Origin of the sequence: Bradyrhizobium sp. 215_C5_N1_1, from assembly GCF_052075935.1 — a bacterium.
Lineage (GTDB): Bacteria > Pseudomonadota > Alphaproteobacteria > Rhizobiales > Xanthobacteraceae > Bradyrhizobium > Bradyrhizobium barranii.
Genome location: NZ_CP197228.1, coordinates 3,453,612 through 3,477,318, shown reverse-complemented (window position 1 = coordinate 3,477,318; position 23,707 = coordinate 3,453,612). Strand labels below are relative to the sequence as shown.

The window sequence follows — 23,707 nt, the reverse complement described above, 5'->3', positions numbered from 1 at the left end:
GAACATGCACGAGCCGGCGACATCGTTTGCGGTTTACATGGAAGCCATCGCGGAGGAGCTGCTGGGCGCACCAAATGTGCGGCTCTCATCCGATGGCGATCGACGCTACGGCAAGCACGGCTCACTCTCGATCGACGTGGAGACCGGACGCTACTACGACCACGAGAGCAAGACGGGCGGCGGCGTGCTCGATCTCATTTCACGTGAAACGGGACGCGATCATAAGGCGGCGATGCAGTGGATGCGCGAGCACGGCTATCTGGAGCAACGCGAGCGACAGGAGAGCAAGCCGCAGCAACTCGGCAAGGAGGTCGCGCACTACAGCTACACCGACGAGAACGACGAGCTGCTCTTTCAGGTCGTGCGCTTCGAGCCGAAGACGTTCCGGCAGCGCCGCCGTCCCCTGCCGAGCGATCCGCTTGACAAGATCAAGCACGGCTGGGTCTATGCCGTGCGCGGCATCAGACACGTGCCCTATCGCCTACCGGAGCTGATGGAGGCCATCGCCAACGGCCACACCGTGTTCGTGGTCGAGGGCGAGAAGGACGCCGACAATCTTGCCAAGATCGGCGTCATCGCGACGACGAACCCCGGCGGCGTCGGCAAGTGGACGCCCGGCCTCACGGCATTCTTCCAGGGCGCCGACGTGGTCATCATTCAGGACAACGACCCCCAGGCAAAGAACCCCGATCCGCCGAATGGCGACGGCGCGCTGCGCTTCCAGCCGGACGGCAGACCGGTGCTGCCCGGCCAGGATCACGCGCAGGAGGTCGCCAAGGCGCTTTCCGGCACCGCCGCCAGGGTGCGCGTGCTCGATCTCTCGAAGAGCTGGCCACACATGCCGCCCAAGGGCGACGTATCCGATTGGATCAAGTCTGGCGGCACGCCCGACGCGCTCCACGCGCTCGCCGACGCGACGCTGGACTGGTCACCGACGCCGTTCCGCTCGCGCTTCGGCGGCATGCGCTGGGAAGAGATCGCAATCCTGGGCCATGCGTCGGGCTACGGTTGGCTGATCGAGGACATCGTCCCTCTGGACGAGATCACCCTCATCTTCGGGGACAGCGGCAGCGGCAAATCGTTCGGCACCTTCGACATGTCGATGGCGGTGGCGCGCGGGCTCACCTTCATCGGCAGGAACACCGAGCCCGGATTGGTGGTCTATGTCGCGGCAGAGGCGGGCAAGGGCTTCAGCAAGAGAAAGCTCGCCTACGTCATCCAGCACGAACTGACCTACAGCAAGGAGCCGATCCCCTTCTATCTCTGCACCAAGCGCCCGGACTTCTTCAGCTCCGACGACGATCTCACCGCACTGATCGCCGAGATCGAGGCGGTCGCCAAGACCTACTCGCAGCGGCTGGTGCTGATCGTGGTCGACACCCTCAGCGCCTTGGCACCCGGCATGAACGAGAATGCTAGCCAAGACGTGTCGATCGTGCGCAAGCGGCTGGTGACGCTGCGGCAGCACTTCGGCAGCGCCGTGATCCTGGTCCACCACAAGCCGAAGGGCGGGGCCACCCCGCGCGGACATTCGTCGCTCACCGCCGATTTTGAGACCACGATCGAATTCGAGATCGTGGCCGACAGGCGGACCTCCAAGGGCGGCAACATCCACCAAGCCACCGTCCGCAAGCAGCGCGAGGGAAAGTCGGGCATCCGCTGGGAGTTCACCTTGCCCGTGATCAGCGTCGGCCGGAACAAGTGGGGCAACGAGGAGACCTCCTGCGCAGCGGTCGCCTTCGATGCCAGCAACAAAGAGGAGCGCGGCGGCTATCAGGCCACCAGCAACCAGCGCCTGCTTATGCATGCCCTGTACGACGCACTGGCCGAGCACGGCGTGCCACCGCCCTTCCCGCTCCCGGCCAGCATCGGCAAGGTGGTCAATTTCGCCTACGTCCGCGACTTCATGCGCAGCAAGTTTGTCGATGGCGACCCTGACGTGAAGGCCGCCGACAATCGCTTCCGGGGTGCCTTCAAGCGCGCCGGGGACCGGCTGCGCGATGCGGGCGTCATCGGCGTCAACGGAGAGTTCTGGTGGGCCACGGGCAAGCCGGTCGCCGGGATGGGAGGCTGATCATGCGGAAGGCTCCTAACAAGGCGCACGCAGTGAAAAAACACAGAGAGCAATGACTTACAGGCGCGCGTAACGGGATGTAACGGTGCCGCCTAACGGAATGAGGCAAAACCATGAGGCTGTTCTTCGACCCTGCCGGACCGCTGTAGGACGGCTTCCCCCCACGAATTCGCGTCCTTCAAAGGACCCAGGCTGGGGTCCACCATTCGACGATCCTGGGGGGCGTTCGCGCCCAACAAACGGCACAGTGGTCTGTTTTTGATCTTGCGAACCAAATAACCGGCCGGGCATTTTACCCGGTATGGCTACTCGACAGAAAGAGCGCACATACCGCCTTCAAGTGCATCTGTCAGATGACGAGCAGCGCGCTATTGAAGACTTTCGTTTCCGAAACCGCCTTCCGAGTAAGGCGGCTGCTGTTAGGGAATTGCTACGGCGCGGCCTCCTGAGCGACGACAGGGAAAACACTTCAAAAGTGTCCTGAGGAGTTTAGAAGGGCCGCCCTAACTCCCGTTGGCCGACTGACCGGAACACTTCTGCGGGATACGCATGTTTCTGGAACAGGTAGCGCGGTCGGCTGCCGCCGCAAACGAAGCAGGGTGCGGAACTATGTGTGAAAAGTGCGACGATATCGACACGAAAATTATCCGCTACAGGCGGATTGCATTCCAGATCAACGACAAGATGGTTCACGACGGGCTTGCCGACCTAACAGAGAAAATGTTGGCTGAGAAGGCCTCGTTTCATCCCGATCAGGACAAGAAGTAACGCCGCCTCAGAACGCCGTTAAATGGGCGCAGATGTTTGTCCAAGCCGAACTTGAGCACAACATGCTGTCTGCGCACTCGGACAAGCGGGCAGTTGCCGATGGCGCCGGCGGGGCGCTTCTCGCCTTTAGGGCCTCGCGGCATATCTAGTCCTCAAGGACGGATTTCGTGGCGTCGAATATCTGCTCGGCGGTACCCTTGATCGTGCCCTTCTCCCAAGCCTGAAACACGGCCACGTAAGCGGACTTATAAGCAACATCGTCGGCAGAAAAGTAAACGTCGCCGGTGGCAGGGTCTAAGACAAGCGCCCCTTTATCAATACATATTTCCTCGATTAGAACTAGGCGCACTTCGTGTTCGGCTAGATGACGCTTTACAATGCTCATTGGAACTCCATGCTTTGCGCTAAAAATAGCAGGCAGGCACTGAAACGCCAAATAATGACGCGGTCAGGCCGCAGGTCAGCGGCGACGCCGCTCTGAGGCAGTCGCGTCGGCACCATCGGCACCGTGACGGAGCGGGACAACGGTCGCGGGCTCGCGCGTCTTATCGGCTGATCGTTTGGTGTCCTGCAGCGCTTTCAACGCCATGCGGGCATGGCGGGCAGCGTTCTGATCGCCCGATTTTTCGATTTCCTCGAGCGCCCAAGTCAAATACTGCACGGCGGCAGAATGAGCCTCAGTATCGCGGCGATCTGTTATTGCGATCCGTTCTAAGACTTCCGCGCTACCTCACCTTACAGCGGACAGATGGCTGGGTCGGTTCAAACCTGAACACAAGCGCGACAGGCAACACGCGTCGCCGCGCCAGCGGTCACGGCGATTGGCAAGGCGCTGGGCACTGCGACGACTGACGTGTTCATCATCGATCCATATGCCGACGCCAAGGTGCTGACCGACTATGGTGCTCGCGCCCGACAACGTGTCGGTTCGGCTCTTGGCCGAAGCAGCTATGGCAAGTCGCTGAAGCCAGCGTCGGAACACTGGGCGCAGCAGATGAAGTAGCCGCTTGCGGCGCGGACCAGTGCACCGCGCAGCCCGCATGATCGGCTGATCCTGATCGACCTCGCCGACAAGATCGAGCGGCAACTGGGCAGGTGCTGAAATGACCGCTCTCATTCCCAAAAGACGCGTCGCCATGTGTGCTTGCTCCAGGCTTTGTGGCGCTGATCGGAAGGGGTGGTGCCGCACGGCGCCGCCCCTTTGCCGTTTCAGGGGCGGCGGCAAGCTGGGCTGATTAATGGAGGGGATGGCCATGCATGACATAAACGACGCCACCGGGATCGAGTACGGCCCCGAGACCGCCGATGCACTGAGCGAGTTCGAATTCGAAGAGGTCGCCACCAACGTCGAGGAGCGGTTTCGCCGTGCCTATGACGCCAACAAGGTCGGCAGCGCCAGGGTCGAGAGCCAGATGGATTATGAGCTGGTCTCACTGGGCTGGTGGCTGGTGATCAAGCGGCTTGGGCTGGCGCTGTGGATCGGCAAGGACAAGCCCGCGATCGAGAGTGGCGATCTGTTGCGCATCAAAATTAGCCGGGCCGAACCGCGCCATGTTCAAAATTGAGTTCGACTACGACCAACTCTTGCAGCCGGCCAAGAGCATCGAGGGCGTCGCCGACCAATTGCCCTATGCCTTATCGCTTGCCATGAACCGCTCCGCTGACGTCACCCGCAACCTGCTGATCAGGTCCACATGGCCGACCCATGTGAAGCAGCGCAACGCATCCTTCATCTCCGCATCGCTCACCACACGGGATGCACGGGCAAGCAAGCAGTCCCTGGCGGTCGAGATATACGACAAGCTGGACCGGGGTAATCTTCAGATGCAGGCCAAGGGCGGCACCCGGTCACCACAGGGTGGATCGAACCTCGCCGTGCCAGCCAGCAACGTGCCAAAGACCTCGCGTGGCGTGCCCGCACGATTGCGTCCGAAGAACATGCCGGCCGCCGTCCGCAAGGGCGACGTGCTCTATGCCAAGGACAAGAAGGGCCGCCTGCGCTTACTCTATGTGCTGAAGCAGCAGACCAGGGTGCCGAAGCGCGTGCCGTTCTATGAGGACTTCGCCGCGTCGATGCAGCGTGAACTGGAGAGGAACATCCCGCTCGCTGTAGCGAAGGCGATGGCCACCCGGAGGCGTTGAACGTGGTGCACCCCAGACCATGCGCACGGTGCGGCGCTGGCGTCAGCGGCACAAGGCGCTACTGCGCTCCATGCGCCGATGAAAGGCGGATCGAGGCCAAGCAAAAGCAGAACCGGAAGCGCAAGCACATCGTGCCCGATGCCACTGCTGTTCGCTACGTCGGCACCAAGCGAGGCATGTTGAAGGTGCGTCGATGAAGGATGTGCTGCGTATCAAGCAACGGCAAGCAGCGATGCGTCAAACGCAACGAGGCGGCACCAACCCGCCCGCCGATCGAACCCGCACCACGGGCCGCCCCATTCGATTTTCGGGTCCCTCGGGGGCCAGGGCTAAACGCGGGGACCGCGCGACTGCGCACCTTGAGGATATTTGTGGTTTTTGATTTTCGAATTTCTTTTCGTACCATCTCTCACGCAGGCTGGCGCGCAATGTGGAGCCGACCGGCGCGGCATCATGAATTGCAAAATCTTCCTACGGCGGGGTCGCGCGGTCGCCCGATCTCTTTCCCTCTAGAGGACCCCAGCGATGACGGCGTGTGCCTCGGCTTACTTCTTCTCGTCCTTCGGAGCCGGTGCACCGTCCTTGTCCCGTTTGATATTGCCCTTGGCTGTGCTCATGCCGGTCGTATCCATCGAACCATCTGGCTTGGCGCCGTCCGTCGCTCCGGGTTTCTCCATGCCGGTCTGGGGAGCGGGGCCAGTGTTTTGGGCAAAGGCTGTGCCGTACGTGAGCGCGAACGCGGTGACGGTGATAAACTTCTTCATAGGTTCCTCCTTAGGACAATAGGTTTCTCCTTTGGATGAATGACCTACGAATAATGCGGCGCGCAAAATGGTGGTTCCTGAATTGGCGACTGCGTGGCGCATCCCTTTTGCGTCCGCGCAAGGCGTCTCGAACGATCGGCCGCGAGGAAACCGAAAACCGCCAGCCAATTTCCCGCGCTTCAATTCGCCGTGCGTCGGTCGGAACCTCCGCATGGCCGGAGACGTTTCCCTCCCATGCGCACGACATCAAACATGATCCTGGCCAGCCTCCTGATCGCCGCCTCAGGCAGCGCGATCGCGCAGGCCCCGCCCGCGCCCGCGACGCCGCCGCAAGCGACCGCGCCGCCATCGGCCCAGCACGCCGCCAATTGCATGCCGCAGGACCGCCCGAACCGCGCCACCGCGCCCGACGGCACCACCACCGGCCAGTCCCGGGAACCGCTCGGCGACAAACTGGCCAAGTCCGACGGCGTGCTCTGCCCGCCCTCCGGCGTCGACCCCGACATGCACGCCCCGGCCCCCTCTACGGACGGTGCCATGCCGGTCATCCCACCCCCCGGCAGCCCCGGCGGCGACCCCACGGTGCGGCCGAAATAGAGTTGCCAATTCGCAGGCGATTTTTTCGGCTCCGAGACACGTCGGTGACAGTCAGGGATGCAGGATCAAAAAATCGTTCTGGTCGTGGATGACGACCCTGGAATGCTGAAGGCTGTACAGCGGCTCCTTCGAGCGCACACCTACGAACCCATCACGTTTTCATCTGCGCAAGCTTTCAAAAGCTACCCCGCCATCGAGAAGGCGGCTTGCGTCATTCTGGACATCGACCTGCCGGACGGATCAGGCATCGATCTGAGACGTGATTTAAAAACCGCAGGCGTATCCGTGCCAGTTATCTTCATCACAGGCAATGAGAACCCTGCCGTTCGCCAAGCAGCGCTCGGCTCTGGATGCATCGCCTTTTTGACAAAGCCATTTTCAACGCATGAGTTGATAGAACCGCTGAAGAGAGCTTCCGCCGCATCATAGGCACGTCGCCAGCGTGATCGACCCGGTCACCGTCAAAGCCGCAGGAAAGCCCTCCAGCGGCCGCCCGGCGCGGGGCTACCGCGCAAGCCGCGCCAGCAGTGAACCGCAACGCCGGTCCATGAGTTTTTCCAGCGCCTGTGCTACAGAGGCGGCCCGGAGTTCGGGCACCTCAGCGGCCTTCCCAGGGGTCGCAGGCTTTCCGCATATTTCGGATTTTGATTTTTTGGGTTTAGTCCACTAAAGGGGAACACCTTAATGGACGAGCGCATCAAAAGTGCTCCCGGCCCCGCCTGGGCGATCGAAACACGCAAGGTCAACGAGCTGATCCCATCGCCTCGCAATGCGCGGTTGCACTCCGACGAACAGATCGAGCAGATCGCCGCCTCGATCTCGCAATTCGGTTTCACAGTCCCGCTGCTCGTCACCGAGGACGACACCATCATCGCAGGGCACGGCAGGCTCGACGCAGCGAAACATCTGGGCTTGCTTGAGGTGCCGGTCATCGTTGCACGCGGCTGGACCGACGCCATGATCCGCGCATACGCGCTGGTCGATAACCGCTTGCCCGAGCTGGCGACGTGGAACCTCGACCTTGTGAAGCTGGAGGTCGAGGCGTTGCGGCTCACCGACATGCCGATCGACCGCCTGGGCTTCTCCGACAAGGATTTGGGCAGCATGCTCGCCGCCCGGCAGTTTCACGACGAGCAATTGGTCGACCCGCTGCAGGGCACGATCGACAATCGGGGCGACCTTCTCGCCCGGCTTGAGATCACCATCGCCGATCCCCGCCACGCCATCGAGCGCGGTGACCATTACCGCCTGGGCCGTCGTCATCACCTCTTGTGCTGCGGCGTCATGGTCGAATGGGAGCGCTGGAAACCATTGCTGACCGGCACCACCATCTTTTGCCCGTATCCTGGGCCGTTCGTCGCCTTCGGCGAGAAGGCCGACAAGTACGATCTGTTGCTGGTGCAGCCGGACCAGTACACCGCTGGCCACATCCTCGACCGGTACGAGGACATCCACGGCACAGGCTCCGTCGTCAGGATCACCAATGATTAGAACCGGCGGCAATTGGGACCCGGAAGCGTGGCCCATCTATTTCATCGCCAGCGAGCCCAAGACGCTCGCCCATGCATACACCGTCAACAGGCACCTGCTGGTCGCCGTCAATGAGATCCACACCGACGAGCATTTCGGCATGCTCGATACCTTCATCGCCGCCGGGACCGATATCTTCATCGACAGCGGCGTCTACAATCTCGCCACCAAGCACGCGCACGCGCACCGCATGTCGATGGACCGCGCATTGTCGCTCGCGCCGGACGACATCGACGACTTCACCGACCTGTTCGACCGGTACGTCGCGATTGCTCGCCGCATCGGCGATCGGGTCTGGGGCTATATCGAGATCGACCAGGGCGGGCGCGACAATAAAATCAAAACGCGGACCAAGCTCGAAGAGATGGGCCTGCGCCCGGTCCCGGTCTATCACCCCTTCAATGACGGATGGGATTACTTCGACTATCTGGCCGAGCGGTACGATCGCATCTGCTTCGGCAACGTCGTGCAGGCAGACATGGAGACCCGGCGGCGCTTGATCGCCACCGCCTGGGAGCGGCGGCGCAAATATCCCAGGCTCTGGATACACGCCCTAGGCCTCACCGCGTCGGAACTCACCACGGCCTGGCCGCTCAATTCGTGCGACAGCTCGACATGGCTCGCCGCTGTTCGCTGGGGACGGCACTTCGCCACGGTCGCCAACAAGCGATGCTGGCATGTCGGCTCCGGCTTCAACTATCAGCCCAGCGAGCCTATCAGCGCGCCCATGGGCCACGAGGCGGCGCGCACCATGTGCGGCTATGAAGCCCACTTCGTCACTCGCACCATGCGGCAGATGATCGAAGAAATCCGACAGGCGCTCGGTGCTGATCCGACGGGAGCATTCCATGAGTGAAGCAACGATCTTTGTCCGGTTCACCTTCGCGGGCTTTCATCGCTGGGCTGGCGCGCCCCCCGGTCGAGCCTATCTCGCTGACCGGCATCGCCATCTATTCCACGTCGAGGTGCGCATGCAGGTAGCTCACGACGATCGCGAGGTCGAATTCCACGATCTGCAGGACCAGGCGCGCACCATCTTCGAGGGCTTCAGCGTCAATGGAGATTTTGGTTCGCATTCGTGCGAGATGCTGGGCTGTGAGCTCGGCAGCGCGCTCGTCGAGAACTATCAACGGCCGGTCACCGTCATCGTCTCGGAAGACGGCGAGTGCGGCGCTCAGGTCGAGGCCGCACCCGCACGAGCAACAGAAACGGAAGCACACGAGCAAGAATAAGCTGCGCAAGCAGTGCAGGGCCTATCGCCCGCGGCGCTCAATTCCCTCGGCGGGCCCGACCCCTTGATCTAGATCAATGGGATCTAGACCGCTTTGTGCCGGTCTCTCACCGAGCACTCGCCGTGCCCATGTGGCACGGCGAGTGCTTCACGGTTCTGAGCAAGCTTCACATGCATTTGGCGCGGGCGCCTTTAACGCCCGCGAAAAAGGAGGTGACGTCATGTTTTACTGCACACGCAAAGATGCAAAATCGGGCATCCCAAACCTGCTGCGCAACGTTGCGGCAGGTTGGCACAAACGATCCTGCGCCGCGCTTCTCGGCGCCACGACACTGATGTCGGCGTCGCTATCCGGACCGGCGGTAGCGCAAACACCGCAAAAACCAAACATTCTCTTCATCATGGGCGACGACATCGGATGGATGCAGCCGCGCATCTACCATCAAGGGCTGATGGTCGGCGAGACGCCCAACATCGACCGCATCGGACAAGAGGGCGCCAAGTTCATGACTTACTACGCCGAGCAGAGCTGCACGGCAGGGCGCAATGCCTTCTTCACCGGCATGAACCCGCTGCGCACGGGCATGATCCCGCCGCAGCTGCCGGGAAGTCCGACCTACCTCAAGCCGGGCACGCCGACGCTCGCGTGGTTCCTGCGCGACCTCGGCTACAACACCGGCGAGTTCGGCAAAAATCACTTGGGCGACCACACCGATGCGTTGCCGACCGCCCATGGCTTCCACGAGTTCTGGGGCTATCTATACCACCTGGATGCGATGCAGGGCGTGAGCTTCCCGGACATTAACAAGACCCCGACCCAGCAGACCGTCGCCCCACCCTGCAGGAACACACCGATCCCGGGTCTTGCGGAAGTGCCCGGCGCGGTGGATCCGAAGATGGTGACGAAGACAAAGACCTGCCTGACGCCGCCCCGTCCGGTCATCTGGTGCAAGTCCTCCGACGGCACGGCGAAGAACCAGACCTGCCAGGACCAGGGCCCGCTGACCCTGGAGCGTTCGAAGGGGGTGGACGAGGAAATTTCGGCCAAGGTCATCGACTTCCTTGACCGCAACGATCCCAAGAAGACCAACAAGCCGTTCTTCGTCTGGTACAACCCGGCGCGCATGCACGTCACGACCGTGCTCAACGACAAGTACATGGCCATGGTCGGCGAGCCCGGCGGCAAGGACTGGGGCGTCAACGAAGCCGGCATGAAGCAGATGGACGACAATATCGGCTACGTGCTGCAGAAGCTGCAGGAGATGGGCCAGCTCGACAACACGATCATCGTGTTCACGACCGACAACGGAGCCGAGACCTTCACCTTCCCCGACGGCGGCGTCACGCCGTTCAAGGGCTCAAAGATGAACACCTGGGAAGGCGGCATGCGCGCGCCGTGCGTCATCCGCTGGCCGGGCGTCATCAAGCCGGGTACGGTGAAGGACGAGATCTTCGCCTCGCTCGACTGGCTGCCCACGCTCGTCGACATCGCCGGCGGCCCCAAGGGCGACGGCCTCAAGGCGCAAATCGAGGCCGGCAGCTACCCGGGCATCGTCAAGACCACGCTCGACGGCTTCAATCAGCGCGACTATCTGGAGGGAAAGACCGAGAAGTCCGCGCGCGAGGTCTTCTTCTACTATTCCAGCAGCCATCCGTCGGCGGTGCGCTACAAGAATTGGAAGATGTATTTCGCGATCGCGCCCGAAACCGCGACGGGGTTCGTGAACCCGGGAGTTCAGACGATGTTCGCAGCCGGCATGGTAAACCTCAAGCGCGATCCATTCGAGATGGGGTGGGGTGATGAGAAAAAGGCTGCTTTCTGGTTCAGCGGCGCGCTCGCCGCGCCGGCCACGGCCTACATATACGACTGGAACCTATTGCCCATCGGCCAGGCGCTGTGGCTCGCGGAGCTTGAGACCTACAAGACGTTCCCGCCTATGCAGGATCCGGCAAGCTATAACCTGGATCAGGTCATGGAACAGCTCAAGAAGGGTCAGGGGCACCCGAGCCAGTAGGGTAGCCGACCGCGCGTAACACGACTACGCGAGGCGCCCCTATGGGGGCGCCCGCACGCGACAGGTGAAGCGTTGGTCCGGATGTGGCCTCGGAGTTTTCACACAGCCTCGGCCCAAAGCGGACCATGCAGATCGCCGCATAGAATGTCCGCTTTTGGGGGCGAGGCGGACGTGTCGAACATGCCCAAGATGCGCTTAAAGCGTGTAGCGATAGACGTTTACGCGCGGCGCCCCGCTCATGCTAGCGCCCCTGCAGTGCCCGTGCCGCATTGGTCGGGATTTCAAGTTATTTGCTTATGGCGCCGGTGCGGCGACCGGCGGCGTCGTAGATCGTGGTGGTGTTGCCGCTGATGGATGACCGTGCAGTCACCCGGCCAGCGGCATCGTAGATCGTGGTGGTGCCCTGGCTGTCGGTGACGGCGCGGCCAGCATTGCGCCCGGCGGCGTCGTAGAGCTGCCGTTGCTGTGCCACCGCCGCACCCGAAACCAGCAGCACGGCGGCGATAACGATCCATTTCATCTTAGTGCTCGCTCGGCAGTAGGATCACATTACCCTCGACCCATAGCTCGATTTCATCGAGCGGGAAGTCGGTGAAGTCGATCACCTCCGAATAGACGATGTTGTGGTTGCCATCGTCACAGGTCAGCACGGCGGTCCGATCCTTGACCTTCAGTTTCCACGATTGGAACTCCTCGGCTCTGACCTTCGGTTCGAGCTGCAACGTGGCGACCTTATCGACCAGCCAATATGCGCCGTCGGTCTCGGCGAGATATTGCACGCCTTCGGTGTAGGTCATGCTGCGCATAAGGCTGTGGCGGAACACCTGCTCGCTGCCGGTGAACTACCTGAGATCGGCGTGAGTTAGTTTCGACATTTGCGAATTTCTTTTTCAGTCGTTGTAGATGCGAAGGGTGATGCAGCCGTTGGCTTGGCTGTCCCTGCAGAATTTGTTTGCTTACTTCGCGGTCAAGAAGTAGGTCACCGCGCGACCGTCGCGCTCGACCTTCAGCTTGTAGCCAAAGCGGTCAGCGACGCCGGTCTTCTTCGGATTAGAGAAGAACCACTTCCACGGTGCACCCTTCCACTTGGAATGCTCATTGAGCTGGGCGGGCGTGACGCCACTCGCGCGCAGTGCTAGCTTCACAAGCTCAGCGGTCATCCCGCTGGGCTTGTCGCTGTCGCGCTTGGTCGCGGCGGCCTTCTTCTTAGCGGGCGCTGCCGTGGCCTTCTTCTTCGCTGGCTTCGTTTTCTTCTTCGCCGCCGCCTTCTTCGCAACCTTGGCCTTTGGCGGCTTCACGGTCGCGAGCAGCTTGTCGGTCACCGCGTGTCGAATGGTCACCGGCTTGCCGGTTGCCTTCGCTTCTTTGTCGGCGGCGGCGCGTGCTTCCGTGCCGGGGACCAGGGCGTCGCCGTTTTCGCTGGTGACGGAGACGGGCTCTTTGCTGGTTTCGAAGTTCATTGTCAGTCCTTTTTCGGATTATCCCGGCGGGTGGAATTGCTCGCCCACCGAGAACCTAGACGGCTATGCAACCACAGACAACGATCGAAAATGCAGGCTAATCCATTGAACGATAAGCAGAAACTGGCTGTGATGACCCCCAAGCCGGGCGAGACCGTCCGAAATCGGCTCAAATCAGCGGGCCGGACCTATCTGGCCAACGACAACATTTCCGACGCCCTGCTGCCCGGTGATCTCGCGGCCATCGAGCACGAGGTCGAGCGCTGCGCTGGTGCGATGCTCGACGCCCTGGTGATCGACACCGAGAACGATCACAACACGCGCGGCACCGCGAAGCGGCTCGCAAAAATGTTCGTGCATGAGGTGTTTGCTGGGCGCTATCTGCCGCCGCCGACGTGCACCGACTTTCCGAACGTCAGATCGATGGACGAGATTTACGTTGTCGGCCCGATCACCGTTCGATCAGCGTGCTCGCATCACCTCTGCCCGATCGAGGGCGAGGTCTGGTTCGGCGTCATTCCTGGCGAGCGCGTGATCGGCATCTCGAAGTTCTCGCGCATCGCCAACTGGATTTTGTCCCGCCCTCAGATACAGGAAGAGGCAATCATGCAGCTCGCCGACGAGGTCGAGCGCATCATCGCGCCGCGTGGTCTTGCCGTGGTGCTCAGCGCACGCCACTCTTGCATGACATGGCGCGGCGTGAAGGAAGACGGCACCACCATGACCACATCCGTGATGCGCGGCATCTTCCGCGACGGCCCGGCCGCCCGCGCCGAGGTGCTGGCGCTCATCCAAGCAAAGGGCTTCCGATGCCAGTAATCCGCGCCACCCGGTATCACGACATCTCGTGCGGTCACCGCGTCGTTGACCATGAGGGCAAGTGCCAGTTTCTGCATGGCCATAACTATCGCGTGCACTTCCGCTGCGAGGCCGATGCCCTCGATCACCTGGGTCGCATCATCGACTTCGGCGTCATCAAGTCCACCCTCTGCCAGTGGCTCGAAGATAACTGGGACCATCGCATGGTGCTCTGGCATCGCGACCCGCTCCTGCCCGCACTGCTGGTGATCGAGCCGTCGATTGTCACCGTCCCGTTCAACCCGACCGCCGAGAACATCGCGGCGCATCTCCTGACCGTCGTCGGCCCCCAGGTCTTGCCCCCGACCGTCCGCTTGGTCCGGGTCGTAGTCGATGAGACCCGCAAATGCTCATGCGAAGCAGCGATCTGATGCTCCCGGTCAACGAGCTGTTCGATACCGTCCAGGGCGAGGCCACATTCACCGGCATGCCCTCGACTTTTGTCCGGCTGCAGGGCTGCGATGTCGGCTGCCCCTGGTGCGATACCAAATACACCTGGGAACTGAACCACACGCCGCCCGATCCGCTCGCCATCATCCTGGGGAAGATCGAGCCAAGCCCGAGCTTTGCCGCCGTGTCGATCGACGATCTGGTGCAGACCCTGTCGCGATCGCAATCCCGGCATCTGGTCCTGACCGGCGGCGAACCGTGCATGTATGACCTTACCGAGTTGTCGGGCCGCATGATCGCCGACGGCTGGACTGTGCAGGTCGAGACCAGCGGCACCGAGCCGATCCGCATCGATCCCCGCGCCTGGGTCACCGTCTCGCCTAAGCTCAACATGCCCGGCGGCAAGACCTTCCGCGCCGAGGCGTGGCAGCGCGCCAACGAAATCAAGATGCCGATCGGCAAGAAAGCCGACGTCGAGGAGCTGCTCGCCCTGGTCCGCGCGCATGGTCCGGCGCTGGTCTGGCTCCAGCCGCTATCAATGAGCAAGAAAGCCACGGAGCTTTGCATGGAGGCGGCCCGCCAGAACCGGTGGCGCATTAGCGTTCAGACCCACAAATTCCTGGGCGTGCGGTGAGCAACGAAGAAGACATCGGCGACGACCAGCCGCCCGCGGGCGATCGGTTCGTCTCTGTCACAGAGTTCGCGGCATTTGCTGACTACACGGCAACCTATATTCGCCAGCTCCAGCGTGAAGGCTCGTTGCCTCGCGGCGGGCGCGGAATGATCCCGTTCATCGCAGGCGTCCGCGCTCTGATCCGCTTTCTGCGTGACAGCGAGCGTCGCAGCAGCAAGAGTGCCGCCGACAGCCGGGTGCGCGATGCCCGCGCTCGCGAAATCGAATTACGAAATTTGGAGAACGAAAAGCGGCTGGTCGAGATCGAGGACGTGAATGGCCTCGTCGATGAGATGGTCGGCAGCTTCCGTTCCGAATTGGCAGGATTGGCGGCCCGCGTCACGCGCGACCTCAGCTTCCGCCGAACGATAGATCAGGCGCTAAATGACATCCTCCATCGCCTTGCGGATGCTTTCAACGAAAAGGCAAACCTTCTGGGCGCGCGCAGCGCTGCTGCTGGTCCCGTCCAAGGAAGTGACCCCGGACGTTTGGGCAGCGGAGAACCGCATTTATCCGCGCACGGCGGCAATACCGGGACCGCGTGATCCTTTATTGACGCCCTATATCGTCATGCCGTCGAGCCTCATCGCGTCGGCCGAATACAAGCGCATCGTGCTCGCTTTCGGAGCGCAGACCGGCAAGACCGAAATGATACTCGACGTCGTCGGGCAGCGCCTCGACCAGCGCCCGGCCCCGATCCTGTATGTCGGGCCAAACAAGCAATTCCTGAGCGAGCAGTTCGAGCCCCGCGTCATGGCGCTACTCGACGAGGCGCCCACGCTCACCGCGAAGGTCGCGCGCGGCAAGCGCATGACCAAAACGCGCAAGGTCGTCGGGGGCGTCCCGTTTCGATTAGCGCATGCCGGGTCCTCGACCGCGTTGAAATCCGATCCCGCCGCACTCGCGCTCGTCGATGAGTACGACGAGATGAGGAACAACGTGAACCACCAGGGCGGCCCGCTCGGACTGGTCGAGCGACGCGGCGACACCTATGCAGACTTCGTCTGTGTCGTCACCTCGACGCCGAAGCGCGGCAGGTTGGCCACGGTCAAGGACGAGACCAGCGGCCTGTTTTTCTGGGAGGTCGCGGTGGCCGAGGACATCGAAAGCCCCATCTGGCAGCTCTGGCAACAGGGCACCCGGCATCACTGGTGCTGGCCGTGCCCGCATTGCGACGAATACCTTGTGCCGCGCTTCGACCTGTTGCGCTTCCCGCTCAAGGCCACGCCGCTTGAAGCCGCGCGCGAGACCTTCCTCGAATGCCCCCGCTGCCATGGCATCATCGAGAACCACCACAAGACCGAGATGAACGCGCGTGGTCGCTATGTCGCGCCTGGGCAGACCATCGACAAGGGCGGCAACGTCCACGGCGCGCCGCCTGACACCATGGCGGCATCGTTCTGGGTCAGTGGGCTGGCGTCGCCGTTCGTCAGCTTCGGCGAGCGCGTCGCGGTGCTGGTCGAGGCGCAGCAGAGCGGCGACCCCGCCATGGTGCAGCAGGCGATCAACGCAGGCTTCGGCGAGCTGTACTCACCCGGCGGCGGCGAGGTGCCCGAATGGATGGAAATCAAGACCAAGTCGCAGCAGGCCACCTACAAACGCGGCGAGGTGCCCGACGATGTGCTCTATCTAACCCTCACCTGCGACGTGCAGCGGCAGTCGATCCCGTGGGTGATCCGCGGCTGGGGCGCACGCGCGACATCGTGGCTGATCAATTACGGCTATCTCCGTGGCGACACTTCCGAAGAGGAAATCTGGGCCGCGCTCGGGGATCTGGTGTCGCAGCCGATCGATGGCTTGCCGATCCGGCTCACCTTTGTCGACAGCGGCTTCCGACCCGGCAAGACCGACACCCTCCCGCTCAACCGGGTCTATGAATTCTGCCGCCGCTTCATGCGCCGGGTCCGGCCGACCAAGGGCAGCAGCTCGCCGATGCGCACGCCGCTGATCTTTTCCAAGCTCGAGGTCAGCCGCAAGGACGGGCGCGCGGCCAAGTACGGCCTGGAGCTGGTCCGCCTGGACACCGATCACTGGAAAAGCTGGGTGCATGAGCGGCTGCGCTGGCCCGAGGGTCACATCGGCGGCTGGCATGTGTTCAAGAATGTCGATGACGATTACTGCCACCAGCTCGTCAGCGAAGCCCGGCTTAAGCAGCCGACCGGCAGGGTCGAATGGGTGCAGCGCTCACGCGACAACCATTTCTTTGATTGCGAGGCGATGCAGGCGGCAGCGGGCTACCTGCTCAACGTGCAGCGCATCCCATTGCAAAAAAGTCATGACAGGAATAAGGATGGCGTTGGCACGCAGCCGGAAACCCCATCCGAGGTAGAGAGCGCTCGCGAAGCGCCACCCGTTCCTCCCGCAATAACGCGCGGTCGCAGGATCAGGCGCATCGTCAGATCGAGCTATCTCGGAGCCTAGTGGCTCCGTGCCGTGCCAGCAGACCAACCCCGTGCAGAGTTGTCGAGCGCGCAGCAGCTTGCGCTGGCGCGCGCGCTCGATCCGCGCCGCCGCCAAGCCAAGGCCACGCCGGAAGAGATCGTCTCGCAGATCACTGCGCTGAAGACGCGAGCCTTGAACGCAGCGATGAGCAGCCACATCCTTCACTCTGCGCACATGAGAATGGCGGAATACTTTCTCGCCCGCTTTCCCCGCGCCGACCAACAGGAGCTGCTGATCCCGGCCACGCCGAAGCACTATGGCGAGCTGAACAACATGGTGCGGCAGACTGCGCACAGGGTCATCAACGACTTTGAAGCCTCTGGATTGCTCACGCGGCGCGAAGAGGGTCGCAGCTACCTTCTCAATCGCGCTGCGCTGGAGGAGTATCTGCAATGGGAGAAGAGCCCCGTGGCCAACACGGCTCATGAGTTCGCGCACTTCCTGATCGGGAGAAAGAAGAAATGAAGCGGTTGAAGCTTGGAGTTGCGAGCGACAACGCGGCAACCCTCGTCAGCGACGATGACATCATCACAATCGCCTGCGATAGGGCCAAGACGGTCGCGGAACGCATAGCTCGCGCGCTCAACCACCACGACGCCCTGGTCGCGGCGCTCACGCCTTTCCGCTCAAGCGAAATGGGCGACGCGCTGGTTTATATGATCGATGCGCGCGAGCCAAACAGCGAGGCGGCCCAGGCACGGCTGATCCAGCTCGTCGCCATGATTGACGTGATTTTGGACAGCGTCGAGGAAGCCGAGAATGCAGCGTGATGACAGCATCGCGCTCGTGACGCGGATCTGCGAGCTGGCCTTGCACGGTCAAGGTCCGGACGTTCAAGGTGCGGTGCTAGTCGATCTGGTAGCGATGTATTTCGCAGGGCATCACCCCGCGATGCGCGAGGAGATGATCGAGGTCTTCGTCAACGGCATGCGAAGCCTGATCGGCGTCAACGAGCAAATCCTTTTCGAACGGCATGGCGGGATGCCGGAGGGATGGAGCAAGCAGTGATCGAATACCCGACGACGTGTCCGCACTGCGGATACCGCACCGATGGTCTGGAAGCTCTCGATGACCTCAATGGAGCCGAGCCCTCCCCCGCGACGGCGAACTGTCGCTGTGCGACGAGTGCGGCGAGTGGAGCGTGATGGCCAAGAGCGATCCCGGCGGCCGGCGCAAGCCAAGAGCAAAGGAGCTGCGCGCAATCATGCGTAGCGAGAACTGCGCCAAAGCCAGCAAAGACTGGCGCGGCAGAAAAACCGAGCAGCACTTCAAGGGTCACGCTTAGGAGCAAGCAAGCATGAACAACGAGCTGGTGGAAATCGCGACGGCCGAGTTGAAGCAGCACGGCATAAAACCAGAGGTGACACACACCAACGGCGGGCACGTCCAGATCATGTGGCGGGTTGTCCCGGAAAAGGAACTCCGATGCGTCACCACGGCGAAGACCGGCAGCGATTGGCGCAATCGCATGAACATCAGGGCCGACGTTCGCAGGCTCCTCCGCGCCGACAACGTGACGCGGAAGCGCGAAGAGCCGAAGCCGAAGAAGCACCCCGCGCTGGCGAAAGCGCTGAGCCTGCCGAAAGAGATGGTGCCGATCCCCGATCAGATATCCGCCCTGCGCGGCGAGGTGGCGGACCTCACCGAGCTGATGGTGCGGACTTTCAGGATGGTCGGCAACATGCGCGAGACGATCGCGACGCAGACGCCTCCACCGCCGCCGCCGGCACCGCCGCCCGAGCCGGCCAGCAGCAGGAGCGTCAAGATCAAGGAATATTTGGCGCTCGATCGATGGGTCTCACTATCGGCACTCGCGCGCGACACCGGGCTATCGGCAAAGCAGATCAAATTGAAGCTCTACTACCTTGAGCGGCTGGGCGAAGTGGCCGTCCATCAAGGACAGGCGAAGCTAAACGCGGTCGAGCCACGCCCGAAGAAGCCACGTGGACGCGCGGCGCACGAGGCGAGGATGAAGACGAAGAAGGCCAACGGGCGTGCGGGGGCGCACGGCGCGAACGGTCTCAAGCACCGGGTCGCTGTCACATGAAGGAGAAGGCCGATGGATTTCCTGCCTAGGATGCGATGCGCGACGCCGGCATCTAGCACCCGTAGGAACCCTGCTCAGCTTCCCAGGTTTGCATGCGAAGTCGCTCTGATGCGAATGAGACAGACCGAGGCAATGCCCCGAGCCAAAACGCACGCCGCCGCTATTCTGCGGGAGTATCACAAAGCCGAGACGGAATTGATCGGCAAGGCCGTGGTGCTAACGGACGGGAAGGCAGGGACTGTCGAGGGGCTGTACTTGGACGAAGCGCACGGTTTGCGTCTTTCCGTCGCTGGCCATCTCGGGAAGTGGCCCGTCTCGACGATCAAGCTACTAGAGCAATAGTGCTTACCAACCGGCGCGTGTAATGGCCTGATGTTATCGGCTAATCGCAGCGCCTCGCTCAGCACGATGCAGCTTTTGCCGAGACCGATCTTTACTGGGCTGTTCTTGAGACAACCATGACCGACTTGATGAGCGGGCAGCACAGCGATCCGCTGCGCGCGGTGATGTTCAACCCCGACACCAACCAACGCGAGGATGTTTCGCACGCCATCGCGCAAGAAATACTGCGCCGCGTCGGCATTGAAGGCCACGACGTGCCGTCAGACTGCAAGACTTTCGACCGCCACGTCGGCCCGGATCGCCAACTGACCCTGCGGCTGGCCAGTTAGGTTGGCTGCGCCGTCCCATACGTGCCTCCGTCAGCTCAAGTAGAGCATCATCAAGCCTCCGGGAAAACTCGGCAGTCGGCTGAGAAAACCCAGGCATCTTGAGCTAGAAGCATTGCCAAGCCTCCGGGAAAATTAGGAACCCGGCCCGGTCGTGCAAGTTGGTGCGGCATGCCAAGGTTTTACTTCGACTACCGCAGTCCGGCCGTCGTTATTGATCATGAGGGTATCGATCTTGCGGACCTTAAGGCCGTCGAACGGTTAGCGCGCGAATTATTAGGAGAAACCATCATTTTTGGTGCTGGCACAGGACCTATCGAACTCGAGGCAAGAGACGAGTTTGGCCCAATACTGCGCGTGACCGCTACGATAGAGGTCAAAAGGAGCACCGAACACGGCGGCCGAACGTGATCGCGTTTCGGAAGCGACCATTCTTTTTCCTGACAGGCGCGGGAACATAGCGTAGGCGCCGCAGTGCGCAGGTTCGATTGATCTACATCAACCTCCTGCGCGGAGAGAGCCGCAATCTCGCGAGCGGGGCTTATAGAATTCTTGGAAGGGTTTCTGTCATGCTCCGCTATATTCTCGCTCCTCTTGCCGCTTTCGTTTTGCTCATCGCCTGCTTGCTCCCCGATGATGCCGAGGCTCGGCGCGGCGGAGGTGCCTATCGGGGTGGCGGCGGTTACCGCGGCGGTGCGGTCGCAGTTCGAGGACCGCGGGGCGGCGGCGCTGTTGCAGTGCGCGGCGCAGGCTACCGGGGCTACGGCTATCGGGGCGGCTATCGCGGCTACGGCTATCGGGGCTACGGTGTCGGAGCGGCAGCAGTAGGCGCGGCTGCCGTTGGCGCTGCTGCGTACCGCCGCAGTTGCTACGATGCGTACGGAAACTATATTTGCGCCTATTAATACGTGGCGACGCGCGATAGCGGTCCTGCAACTGCAACCACGGATTTTCTAGCAGCAGATATTCTCGACAATCATGCAGCCGAAGTTCAGGACGGCGGTTCGCAGCCGCCGTTCTCGCTATGCTGCAGCTCGTCGACGACCGTAGTGAATTTGTAAGATGGCCAAGACGCCCACTGCGCGGCGGCTTCTGCAATTTCAGACTGGGAACTGATTTGCAGTTTCTGCAGCAGGCGTTTCCGCTGTTCGCCAACTTGTTCTGGTCTTCCGCCGATCTGAACCCCAATGGCACGATCAGAGTAGCCTCGGGCTAGACGCCGCAAAATGCGCTTCTCGCGCGGGCTCAAAAAAGGGACGCTACCGTTGATCAATTTTGACCTCTGCAATAGCGCGGGACCGAGCGTATCCCGGTAGCCACCGGCAGTCACTGAAATTCCGGTGGCCCAATGTGATCGCGCCGACCGGACGACCGGCGTAGGGGCCGGAGCGGCCTGCAGTTATCGTCCCGGCAGAGCCGTGGGCTGCCCGGGCGGCTCGATGCGCCAGAACGGATATGCCGCCAGTTCTCTCGAATGCTGCCCGAACATATCGACCCGTCTACTTGTAAACTCCGTAATGACGCCGAAAAATTCAGTTGGTGACCTGATCGTCGCAAGTCTTAGGCCGAATTCAAGCGCAAATTGCGCGTTGGCCCCGGCCATCTCAAGTAGCTTCGCTTGATACGCCTGCATGTTTGCCGTCGCTAAAGCAAAGCCTTTCGTTGGATCGCTACCCGTCATTCTCTGACTGACGTCATCTGGTAAGGCATTCACCCGAGGCTCAATGACAGGAACCTCGTGTTTAGGATCATCATGAAGCTCAGGAGGCGGTTCAATCGAGACTGCCGCAACAGAGCGAAGTAAATTCTCTTTCGGGCTTCTGACAATGGCCTGCTTGTTCCGTTGGGCCCGCGCGGCCATTTTCGGATTGCGGGCGCGCTTTGGTACTGTCGCCGGTTTGCGCTTGCTCATCTGACGCTCCAAAAAAAATGGGGGGTGCGACCACAACGGTCATTTCTGGAAGGACAACAGGCTTTGTGACGTGGTCGTTCCAAACCCGTGCATTGTTGCGGTCCGGGATGAACTGGAGATCAATCGCACGTTCTGCGATGTCGACGATGAGTTTAGGTAGCAACTTCAACCAACAAACGTCTAACTGGCGATCCCCAACGACCAAACTTGACGCCCCCGGCACGACCCGCTTGGATTAGCGGGTTGATGGAGCAAGCGTCATGCGTATCTCGCCGTCGATCGTGCCCGGTTCCGAGCGGGACATCTATCTGGTGCTGGATGATTTCGGCGGCCGTCTTGGCCGGGCCTGGACCGAGACCGACGAGGAGCACACCGACCGCGAGACGCTTCTGAGCCACCTGATGGAGGGGCAATTCAGCAACCCGGCCCGCATCGTGAGCTTCAACACTGGTGAGGGCTGGTCGCGGGATGCCTCCGAGGACATTGCCGAAGCGCTGCAACAGCGATGCGCCGTGCGCGGCGAGGTTCCGCCATCCCTTGAGGCGTTCCTCGAAACCCACGGGCCCGGGGCCACCGTCCAACTATCCCTGCTTTGAGCAGCCATGACCCCTTTCGGCCTGGTCATCGTCGCGGTCATCGTCACGCTGTTTGTCGTCGCGCTGGCGACGCCCGCCGGACGGGTCGCCTTAATCGGACGCGCCCGCGGGATGGTCCTCATGCTGGTCTGGCTCGCCCTGCTCGCGCTGCTCGGTACCATGTGGGCGCGGCTCGGCTGGTGATTGGGCCTACTTTCCTATTCTGCTAGCTCGTCTGGCCCGCCGCCCGATGCAAGAATGCCAGCCCGTTCCGAAAGAGAAACAAGTTCCGGCAACGACCGAACCTGCATTTTCGTCATTACATTAGAGCGATGGGCCTTGATCGTGCGCTCGGTAGTGCCCAGAGCGCTGGCGATCTGCTTGTTGATTTTGCCGCGAATGACCAGTTCAAAGACTTGCCGCTCGCGTGAGGTCAAGGTCGCAAGATGAGAAAGAAAGGCTTCCCGCATCCTCTTCAGGGGACGCGCCGCGTCGTGTTGCGCTATGGCTCGTTCGACCGCTTGAAGAAGCTGGTCCGATGATATCGGCTTGATCAGAAAATCTTGCGCGCCTGCCTTGATGGTCCGCACCGTAACCGGAAAATCAGCGTAACCAGTCAGGAATATAATGGGCAGCGTTAAGCCAAGTTCGATTAGGCGCTCTTGCAGCTCTAGACCGCTCATCCCGCCAACCGCACGTCAAGAAGGATGCAACTCGGCACCGATCCCTCGACCAGCGCCGCATGTAGTGGACGATCGGCGCGGCATCGACCACCATGTCATCGAACAGCACGATCCCGGCGGTGAAGTTCGGCGCTTTGATCTGGGCGAGCACCTCCGTGATCATCAGTGCCGCTTCTTTTGCATGTAGGCGTGGAAATCCTCGACCATGCGCGGCGTGGTGACGAGCTTGGTGTCGTTCAAGGGACGGCAGCGCGCATTCAAAGCAAAGCTTGCGCGCGTCGGCAGGGGCACGCGGGCGATACTGAACGCCGCAGCCGCAATCGGCGCACCGCCCGGCGAGATTATCGGCCAAATGGAGCGGCGTTGTCAGGGCCGCGCACACAAGCACCGTCTTGCTCATGCCTCCACCTATATTCCTGCCGGGCCACGATCGGCCTCGCAGGATCGCCAGGGAAGAAAACGCTCGGCCTCGCGCAGGCTGCGCAGCATGCATTACTTCTTGAGAATGCCGATGTCGGTGTTGCCCAGGTTCTTTATGGCGCGTTCGGCGGCAGGCGTATCCACCGCGTTGTCGTGGGAAGTTGGAGCCGGACTAACCGAGGAAGCATCCACGTCGCCGGTCGCTGCGTGGCTGAGCGCGTTGCCCACGTTGGGACTGGAGTAGCCCGCAGTGCCGCTTATGGTATGCCCGGTTGATAGGGTGCCGCCCGCATAACCTTTCGAGCCGGTGGCCGCAGTTCCACTCGCCGCCGATCCGCCACTGCTCGATCCACCTGTACTCTGGGCCAAGGCGAGCGAAGAGCCGCCAACGAGCAAGATCAAGATAACTACGATGTGCTTCAAGAGCGGTCCTCTACTTTGAATGTTCGCTCAATGGG

General features: G+C 61.8%; 36 protein-coding genes and 1 pseudogene. 27 read left to right on the top strand and 10 right to left on the bottom strand.

What is annotated here, in order from left to right; genetic code table 11:
• Positions 1–4: 4 nt before the first annotated feature.
• Together AB7G19_RS16460 and AB7G19_RS16455 are read left to right on the top strand one after the other, a co-directional pair.
• On the top strand, positions 5–2,074 hold the full coding sequence (locus AB7G19_RS16460; RefSeq protein ID WP_441268829.1) for an AAA family ATPase: 2,070 nt from the start codon (positions 5–7) through the stop codon (positions 2,072–2,074).
• Positions 2,075–2,623: 549 nt separating this feature from the next.
• Complete coding sequence (locus AB7G19_RS16455) at positions 2,624–2,842, top strand: hypothetical protein (RefSeq protein WP_441267956.1); 219 nt, start codon at positions 2,624–2,626, stop codon at positions 2,840–2,842.
• Between the two features lie 145 nt (positions 2,843–2,987).
• On the opposite strand, the gene AB7G19_RS16450 is transcribed toward AB7G19_RS16455, so the two are convergent.
• On the bottom strand, positions 2,988–3,227 hold the full coding sequence (locus AB7G19_RS16450) for a hypothetical protein (protein WP_441267955.1): 240 nt from the start codon (positions 3,225–3,227) through the stop codon (positions 2,988–2,990).
• 468 nt (positions 3,228–3,695) lie between these two features.
• Here AB7G19_RS16450 and AB7G19_RS16445 point away from each other — a divergent pair, with 468 nt between their 5' ends.
• From AB7G19_RS16445 to AB7G19_RS16435, 3 genes are all read left to right on the top strand, one after another.
• Entirely contained in the window at positions 3,696–3,845 is a 150-nt protein-coding gene (locus AB7G19_RS16445; protein WP_441267954.1) for a hypothetical protein, read from the top strand.
• A 250-nt stretch (positions 3,846–4,095) separates the two neighbouring features.
• The gene (locus tag AB7G19_RS16440) at positions 4,096–4,407 is read left to right on the top strand and encodes a hypothetical protein (RefSeq protein ID WP_441267953.1); all 312 of its coding nucleotides are present in this window, start codon (positions 4,096–4,098) and stop codon (positions 4,405–4,407) included.
• Positions 4,394–4,984: a hypothetical protein gene (locus AB7G19_RS16435; protein WP_441267952.1), complete on the top strand. Its 591-nt coding sequence runs from the start codon at positions 4,394–4,396 to the stop codon at positions 4,982–4,984. The genes AB7G19_RS16440 and AB7G19_RS16435 overlap by 14 nt, the downstream gene beginning before the upstream one ends.
• A gap of 545 nt (positions 4,985–5,529) precedes the next feature.
• Here the strand turns inward: AB7G19_RS16435 and AB7G19_RS16430 are convergent.
• The gene (locus AB7G19_RS16430) at positions 5,530–5,748 is read right to left on the bottom strand and encodes a hypothetical protein (protein ID WP_441267951.1); all 219 of its coding nucleotides are present in this window, start codon (positions 5,746–5,748) and stop codon (positions 5,530–5,532) included.
• 234 nt (positions 5,749–5,982) lie between these two features.
• Here AB7G19_RS16430 and AB7G19_RS16425 point away from each other — a divergent pair, with 234 nt between their 5' ends.
• The 6 genes from AB7G19_RS16425 (at position 5,983) to AB7G19_RS16400 (ending at position 11,121) form a co-directional block, all read left to right on the top strand.
• Positions 5,983–6,345, top strand: coding sequence for a hypothetical protein (locus AB7G19_RS16425; RefSeq protein ID WP_441267950.1), 363 nt, complete (start codon positions 5,983–5,985; stop codon positions 6,343–6,345).
• A 57-nt stretch (positions 6,346–6,402) separates the two neighbouring features.
• Positions 6,403–6,774: a response regulator transcription factor gene (locus AB7G19_RS16420; protein WP_441267949.1), complete on the top strand. Its 372-nt coding sequence runs from the start codon at positions 6,403–6,405 to the stop codon at positions 6,772–6,774.
• Between the two features lie 255 nt (positions 6,775–7,029).
• Entirely contained in the window at positions 7,030–7,836 is an 807-nt protein-coding gene (locus AB7G19_RS16415) for a ParB/Srx family N-terminal domain-containing protein (RefSeq protein WP_441267948.1), read from the top strand.
• A complete protein-coding gene (locus AB7G19_RS16410) occupies positions 7,829–8,731 on the top strand; it encodes a hypothetical protein (RefSeq protein WP_441267947.1) in 903 nt (300 codons plus the stop codon). Before AB7G19_RS16415 ends, AB7G19_RS16410 begins: the two co-directional genes overlap by 8 nt.
• Positions 8,724–9,107, top strand: a complete 384-nt coding sequence (locus tag AB7G19_RS16405; RefSeq protein WP_441267946.1) for a hypothetical protein — start codon at positions 8,724–8,726, stop codon at positions 9,105–9,107. The genes AB7G19_RS16410 and AB7G19_RS16405 overlap by 8 nt, the downstream gene beginning before the upstream one ends.
• Before the next feature lie 334 nt (positions 9,108–9,441).
• Positions 9,442–11,121, top strand: coding sequence for an arylsulfatase (locus tag AB7G19_RS16400; protein ID WP_441268828.1), 1,680 nt, complete (start codon positions 9,442–9,444; stop codon positions 11,119–11,121).
• 286 nt (positions 11,122–11,407) lie between these two features.
• On the opposite strand, the gene AB7G19_RS16395 is transcribed toward AB7G19_RS16400, so the two are convergent.
• The 3 genes and pseudogenes from AB7G19_RS16395 to AB7G19_RS16385 form a co-directional block, all read right to left on the bottom strand.
• Positions 11,408–11,641 (bottom strand): RHS repeat domain-containing protein, encoded by a 234-nt coding sequence (locus tag AB7G19_RS16395; RefSeq protein WP_441267945.1) that lies wholly within the window; start codon positions 11,639–11,641, stop codon positions 11,408–11,410.
• A 1-nt stretch (position 11,642) separates the two neighbouring features.
• Positions 11,643–11,951, bottom strand: a pseudogene (locus AB7G19_RS16390) (DUF6876 family protein); the annotation flags it as partial.
• 126 nt (positions 11,952–12,077) lie between these two features.
• Entirely contained in the window at positions 12,078–12,581 is a 504-nt protein-coding gene (locus AB7G19_RS16385; protein ID WP_441267944.1) for a hypothetical protein, read from the bottom strand.
• A 30-nt stretch (positions 12,582–12,611) separates the two neighbouring features.
• On the opposite strand from AB7G19_RS16385, the gene folE reads away from it, so the two are divergent.
• The 14 genes from folE to AB7G19_RS16315 all read left to right on the top strand — a co-directional run bounded on the left by folE (position 12,612) and on the right by AB7G19_RS16315 (position 20,564).
• Positions 12,612–13,400: a GTP cyclohydrolase I gene (gene folE / locus AB7G19_RS16380; protein ID WP_441267943.1), complete on the top strand. Its 789-nt coding sequence runs from the start codon at positions 12,612–12,614 to the stop codon at positions 13,398–13,400.
• Positions 13,391–13,810 (top strand): 6-pyruvoyl trahydropterin synthase family protein, encoded by a 420-nt coding sequence (locus AB7G19_RS16375; protein WP_441267942.1) that lies wholly within the window; start codon positions 13,391–13,393, stop codon positions 13,808–13,810. The genes folE and AB7G19_RS16375 overlap by 10 nt, the downstream gene beginning before the upstream one ends.
• Positions 13,786–14,463 (top strand): 7-carboxy-7-deazaguanine synthase QueE, encoded by a 678-nt coding sequence (gene queE / locus AB7G19_RS16370; RefSeq protein WP_441267941.1) that lies wholly within the window; start codon positions 13,786–13,788, stop codon positions 14,461–14,463. Before AB7G19_RS16375 ends, queE begins: the two co-directional genes overlap by 25 nt.
• Positions 14,460–15,047, top strand: coding sequence for a hypothetical protein (locus tag AB7G19_RS16365; protein ID WP_441267940.1), 588 nt, complete (start codon positions 14,460–14,462; stop codon positions 15,045–15,047). The genes queE and AB7G19_RS16365 overlap by 4 nt, the downstream gene beginning before the upstream one ends.
• A 7-nt stretch (positions 15,048–15,054) precedes the next feature.
• A complete protein-coding gene (locus AB7G19_RS16360; RefSeq protein ID WP_441267939.1) occupies positions 15,055–16,923 on the top strand; it encodes a terminase gpA endonuclease subunit in 1,869 nt (622 codons plus the stop codon).
• Between the two features lie 12 nt (positions 16,924–16,935).
• Positions 16,936–17,409 (top strand): helix-turn-helix domain-containing protein, encoded by a 474-nt coding sequence (locus tag AB7G19_RS16355; RefSeq protein ID WP_441267938.1) that lies wholly within the window; start codon positions 16,936–16,938, stop codon positions 17,407–17,409.
• Positions 17,406–17,714 carry a hypothetical protein gene (locus AB7G19_RS16350; RefSeq protein WP_441267937.1) on the top strand — a complete coding sequence of 103 codons (309 nt, stop codon included), beginning with the start codon at positions 17,406–17,408 and terminating at the stop codon, positions 17,712–17,714. The genes AB7G19_RS16355 and AB7G19_RS16350 overlap by 4 nt, the downstream gene beginning before the upstream one ends.
• Positions 17,704–17,952 carry a hypothetical protein gene (locus tag AB7G19_RS16345; protein ID WP_441267936.1) on the top strand — a complete coding sequence of 83 codons (249 nt, stop codon included), beginning with the start codon at positions 17,704–17,706 and terminating at the stop codon, positions 17,950–17,952. Before AB7G19_RS16350 ends, AB7G19_RS16345 begins: the two co-directional genes overlap by 11 nt.
• Before the next feature lie 136 nt (positions 17,953–18,088).
• Entirely contained in the window at positions 18,089–18,229 is a 141-nt protein-coding gene (locus AB7G19_RS16340; RefSeq protein ID WP_441267935.1) for a hypothetical protein, read from the top strand.
• Positions 18,230–18,241: 12 nt separating this feature from the next.
• Positions 18,242–18,991, top strand: coding sequence for a hypothetical protein (locus tag AB7G19_RS16335; RefSeq protein ID WP_441267934.1), 750 nt, complete (start codon positions 18,242–18,244; stop codon positions 18,989–18,991).
• Between the two features lie 132 nt (positions 18,992–19,123).
• The gene (locus AB7G19_RS16330) at positions 19,124–19,333 is read left to right on the top strand and encodes a PRC-barrel domain-containing protein (RefSeq protein WP_441268827.1); all 210 of its coding nucleotides are present in this window, start codon (positions 19,124–19,126) and stop codon (positions 19,331–19,333) included.
• Between the two features lie 116 nt (positions 19,334–19,449).
• Positions 19,450–19,662: a hypothetical protein gene (locus AB7G19_RS16325; RefSeq protein ID WP_441267933.1), complete on the top strand. Its 213-nt coding sequence runs from the start codon at positions 19,450–19,452 to the stop codon at positions 19,660–19,662.
• A gap of 168 nt (positions 19,663–19,830) precedes the next feature.
• Positions 19,831–20,070, top strand: a complete 240-nt coding sequence (locus tag AB7G19_RS16320) for a DUF6894 family protein (protein ID WP_441267932.1) — start codon at positions 19,831–19,833, stop codon at positions 20,068–20,070.
• Between the two features lie 77 nt (positions 20,071–20,147).
• The gene (locus AB7G19_RS16315) at positions 20,148–20,564 is read left to right on the top strand and encodes a hypothetical protein (RefSeq protein ID WP_441267931.1); all 417 of its coding nucleotides are present in this window, start codon (positions 20,148–20,150) and stop codon (positions 20,562–20,564) included.
• An 86-nt stretch (positions 20,565–20,650) separates the two neighbouring features.
• Here the strand turns inward: AB7G19_RS16315 and AB7G19_RS16310 are convergent, their stop codons facing one another.
• The gene (locus tag AB7G19_RS16310) at positions 20,651–20,932 is read right to left on the bottom strand and encodes a LuxR C-terminal-related transcriptional regulator (RefSeq protein ID WP_441267930.1); all 282 of its coding nucleotides are present in this window, start codon (positions 20,930–20,932) and stop codon (positions 20,651–20,653) included.
• A gap of 126 nt (positions 20,933–21,058) precedes the next feature.
• Positions 21,059–21,571: a phasin family protein gene (locus AB7G19_RS16305; protein WP_441267929.1), complete on the bottom strand. Its 513-nt coding sequence runs from the start codon at positions 21,569–21,571 to the stop codon at positions 21,059–21,061.
• A 260-nt stretch (positions 21,572–21,831) separates the two neighbouring features.
• Between AB7G19_RS16305 and AB7G19_RS16300 the strand changes: the two genes are divergently transcribed.
• Both AB7G19_RS16300 and AB7G19_RS16295 read left to right on the top strand, forming a co-directional pair.
• Entirely contained in the window at positions 21,832–22,167 is a 336-nt protein-coding gene (locus AB7G19_RS16300) for a hypothetical protein (RefSeq protein ID WP_166093107.1), read from the top strand.
• A gap of 6 nt (positions 22,168–22,173) precedes the next feature.
• Entirely contained in the window at positions 22,174–22,350 is a 177-nt protein-coding gene (locus AB7G19_RS16295) for a hypothetical protein (RefSeq protein WP_161495737.1), read from the top strand.
• Between the two features lie 14 nt (positions 22,351–22,364).
• On the opposite strand, the gene AB7G19_RS16290 is transcribed toward AB7G19_RS16295, so the two are convergent.
• The 3 genes from AB7G19_RS16290 to AB7G19_RS16280 form a co-directional block, all read right to left on the bottom strand.
• Entirely contained in the window at positions 22,365–22,829 is a 465-nt protein-coding gene (locus AB7G19_RS16290) for a response regulator transcription factor (RefSeq protein WP_441267928.1), read from the bottom strand.
• A 162-nt stretch (positions 22,830–22,991) separates the two neighbouring features.
• Positions 22,992–23,120 (bottom strand): hypothetical protein, encoded by a 129-nt coding sequence (locus tag AB7G19_RS16285; RefSeq protein WP_441267927.1) that lies wholly within the window; start codon positions 23,118–23,120, stop codon positions 22,992–22,994.
• Positions 23,121–23,321: 201 nt separating this feature from the next.
• Positions 23,322–23,672 carry a hypothetical protein gene (locus AB7G19_RS16280; protein ID WP_441267926.1) on the bottom strand — a complete coding sequence of 117 codons (351 nt, stop codon included), beginning with the start codon at positions 23,670–23,672 and terminating at the stop codon, positions 23,322–23,324.
• Between the last annotated feature and the right edge of the window lie 35 nt (positions 23,673–23,707).